The 3,567-nt window shown below is 30.7% G+C and carries 3 protein-coding genes; 1 reads left to right on the top strand and 2 read right to left on the bottom strand.

What is annotated here, in order from left to right; all coding sequences use genetic code 11:
- Positions 1–16: 16 nt before the first annotated feature.
- Positions 17–1,075: an urea transporter gene (locus AOG55_RS01845; protein ID WP_055040823.1), complete on the bottom strand. Its 1,059-nt coding sequence runs from the start codon at positions 1,073–1,075 to the stop codon at positions 17–19.
- A gap of 117 nt (positions 1,076–1,192) precedes the next feature.
- Here AOG55_RS01845 and AOG55_RS01840 point away from each other — a divergent pair, with 117 nt between their 5' ends.
- Entirely contained in the window at positions 1,193–2,476 is a 1,284-nt protein-coding gene (locus AOG55_RS01840; RefSeq protein WP_055040822.1) for an ammonium transporter, read from the top strand.
- A 402-nt stretch (positions 2,477–2,878) separates the two neighbouring features.
- Here the strand turns inward: AOG55_RS01840 and AOG55_RS01835 are convergent, their stop codons facing one another.
- Positions 2,879–3,424, bottom strand: a complete 546-nt coding sequence (locus AOG55_RS01835) for a hypothetical protein (RefSeq protein WP_055040821.1) — start codon at positions 3,422–3,424, stop codon at positions 2,879–2,881.
- Positions 3,425–3,567: the final 143 nt, after the last annotated feature.

The raw sequence follows: 3,567 nt of genomic DNA, 5'->3' as shown, positions 1-3,567 counted from the left end.
TTTATAAAATAGTAAATTAGTGTATATTGAGAGTAGCTATTATTTGTATTATGTTTGGAAAAACTTTTGCAGATAATTCTATGAGCCATGAACTAAATACAAATGGCGCTGTAAGTGTTGGGAGATTCCATTTGCTTGTTATTGAACCTATGAATGCTGTTACAATAGAAGATAGAACAACTGCAATTAACATTATTATAAAATTCTGTGGTGCTCCTGGAAAGCCTTCTGTACTATAGAAAAATCCTAGGAATACACCCATTACGGCTAATGCTGTTAAAACGCCATTGAAACCATATAAACCCATTAATATTGAAGTTCTGTCTGCTTTAAGGGCTATACCTGTTAAAGTACCAACAAGAGAACCAATAAAAGCTGTAACTCCTGCAAAAAATATTGGATATTGTATTCCAAATGCAAAAGGCTTAAGAGATATGGTGGCAAGCGTCAATCCTACTACCATGATTATACCAGTCAAATAATTTTCCTGAAAGAAAACCTGTGATATTCCTGTAAATATTAATTTTATAAAACCGCCTAAAGTGAATTCATGCATTTTAATTGGTTCTTCACCTGAATTATATTCTTTTTTTAATATATTAGCACGCTGTTTTGGAGGCACCCCGGCACCTGCAAGTTTATAACCAAAAAATTTATAAGCTGCAAATAGTATAATCCACGTTGTTAATACAAATCCAGAAGTTTCAACTGGTAATCCAAATACGCTTGTAACATGTATTAACGATGCTGTTATAAATGCAGTAAAAAAAGCTCCAATAGCTGCGATCAAATATGCTTTATACCCTTTTTCCAAAAATGTATCTCCAAGAGCTATTGAAGTTAATACAGAATTAAAACCGTAAATTCCAAAATAAACAGTATCAAGTGGGATCCCAAGTGCTATTGCTGTTACCCCACCTATAATAGAGCCGATAACAGCAAACAGGGCAGCTTTTTTTGAATTTACGTATAAGGCTATTAAAATTATTGCACCAACCAAGGGTGTACCCATAAAGAACACTTGACCCACGCCATCCAAAATAAAATCTACTATACCATCCCCTAAACTTATCATAAATGGATAATTATTTTAAAATCTATATAAAACCTCAAATCTAAGCAAAACTGTAAAACGCTAAGTATATAAGTTTTATAAATCCAAGCTTAAATTATCCCCAAGGTGTTAAAATAAATGATCACATCATATATACTAAATAATTTCTGGGTTTTAATAGCGGCACTGTTGGTTTTTATAATGACCATTGCTGTTGGGTTCCTTGAAATTGGCGAACTTGGTACCAGCTTGAAGAGAAGTTTATTAAAAACGATTATGATATCCGGGACATCTATATTCGTAATGGCTATAATAGGTTTTAATATAGCCTTTGCCCCAACAATTTATGGATTTATAGGAAATCCATTTTATTATAATGGATTTATATTAGGTATAATAAATCCATCAAGTTTCATAAATAATGTATGGTGGTCAATGACACCAAAGTATTTTGATACAGGACTGCTCACAAGCACATACTTTTTCTTTGAGACTGCATTCGCATCTGTAACACTTGCCCTAGTAGGTGTCATAGTTTTAAGAAAAATGAAATTAAAAGCGTTTTTTATATATAGTATAATATATTTTGTTTTTATATGGACTCTCCCAGCTGCCTGGATATGGAATCCAACAGGATGGTTATACAAGCTTGGAATGAGGGATTTTGCAGGCGGATTGGTTGTACATGGAACGGCGGGAATAGCCGGATTTTCAATTCTGCTAAAAATGCATATGGAAGAAAAAAAGGCCGGTATAACTAGAAACAAAAGGGATGTCATAAAAATAAATGATGGTTGGCTGACACTTTCAATTTTATTATTATTAATGGGCTGGTTTGGATTTAATCCAGGGAGTGTGCTTGCGTTTAACAATGAAGCATTAGTTGTGGTGATAACAACATTTCTTGCTGCTGGTACCGCAATGTTATCTACAATGGGATTTAAATATCTTTTCAAGAAAACAGGACCTAATATTTTAGACTCTGTAAATGGGATTTTAATGGGCCTAATAATAATCACTCCTTTAGCAGGGTTTGTTAGCCCTGCAAGCGCTATAGTACTGGGTTTTCTAGGAGGACCATTATTTTTTGCAGGTGAAAACTTATTTTCTAGAATAAAATGGATAGAAGATCCTATTGGACTTTTACCAGGCCATGCATTGGGAGGTATTTTTGGAGTTATGATGATAGCATTTTTTACTGAAAGAATTTTTGCAATACCTTCTGGAGACCCTAATTTACCAAATGGTATTTTATTTGGCGGCGGTTATCAAGCTCTTCACCAGTTTGGAGTAGAATTATTTGGAATAATTGTGGTTTTAGCGTTCGTATTTATAATTTCATATATATCATTGATGATAATTTCTAAATCGATGCATGGAATTATAAATATTAATTTAGATGTAGATTCTAAAAAGCAATAACCTATAATTTTTTTGTTAAATTACTAACATAATGTTTCCAAAAAAATCTTACATAATTTTAGATAGCTTACCTTAAACAAAAAATAGAGGAAGAGAATAATTATTATGGGTGGTCTATATTAAAAATCTCATAAAATAGGGAGATTTTTATTTAACTATTACCATATAACAGTAATTTATAACCAGTCATAGTATTAAAAACCAATAATTAAGATAGAGGTTTAGGTAAGGACCGAAAGGACTTTGTAGATTCTCATTCTTATGGGAGAAATACTCTAAATAGGGAATATTTGATGTGTCAAAGACACTATTTATGATGTTTCTAATCGTGAAATAATAGACACGTACTACCCAATTATAATAGTAGATAAAATTGGTTGAGAGATGATTTGTATCATTGAATTAACTATGTTCTTGAAGTTTACTATTGCAATATTGCAACTGTATAAAATTTTGAATTTCATTTAAACTCCATGCGAATAAGACGTGCTTACACTTCATTGATTTATCGTGATTGCAGTATAATTTAATGAATCCATCTTCATCTGTTATAATATTTAATGAAATTGCTTTTAAATCACTAATTTCCATGTCCGAAATAAGTATCTGTTTAGGATAAATGTTTATTAATTTCTGGTCATCAAATGAATAGGGATTTTTATTATTTTGTAAATATGATTTTTCAACCAAATTTTTTGTTAAATTGTCTATCTTCATTAGTCCTAGAGCCACCATTTTACCTTTTTCCGATAGGGTAATATTATATATTATAGGTCCAATAATATTTTTAGTTATCTGTATATACCCATCTATCTCTAGTTTATCCAGCAGTCTATCCAACACAAAGTTATTTGAAACAATTTTAAATAAATCAGATTTTTTGGCATTTTTCTTTTTCATTAAATAAAGTAAAATGGACTTGCTATATTTTAAATCTAGGGAATCCATAATATTCTAACTCATTTGTCAATTTACGCTTTTAGATATTAACTATTATGCGAACAGTTAGCATGTACATTTTTTATTTATTATTAACAATTTAGGAATATAAATATCTAGGTTATCCATAATGTAATTCCAATATAAATAAT

Origin of the sequence: Acidiplasma cupricumulans (assembly GCF_001402935.1) — an archaeon.
In the GTDB taxonomy this organism is placed as follows: domain Archaea; phylum Thermoplasmatota; class Thermoplasmata; order Thermoplasmatales; family Thermoplasmataceae; genus Acidiplasma; species Acidiplasma aeolicum.
The sequence above is the reverse complement of the archived record's forward strand: the minus strand, read 5'-3'. Positions and strand labels throughout refer to the sequence as shown.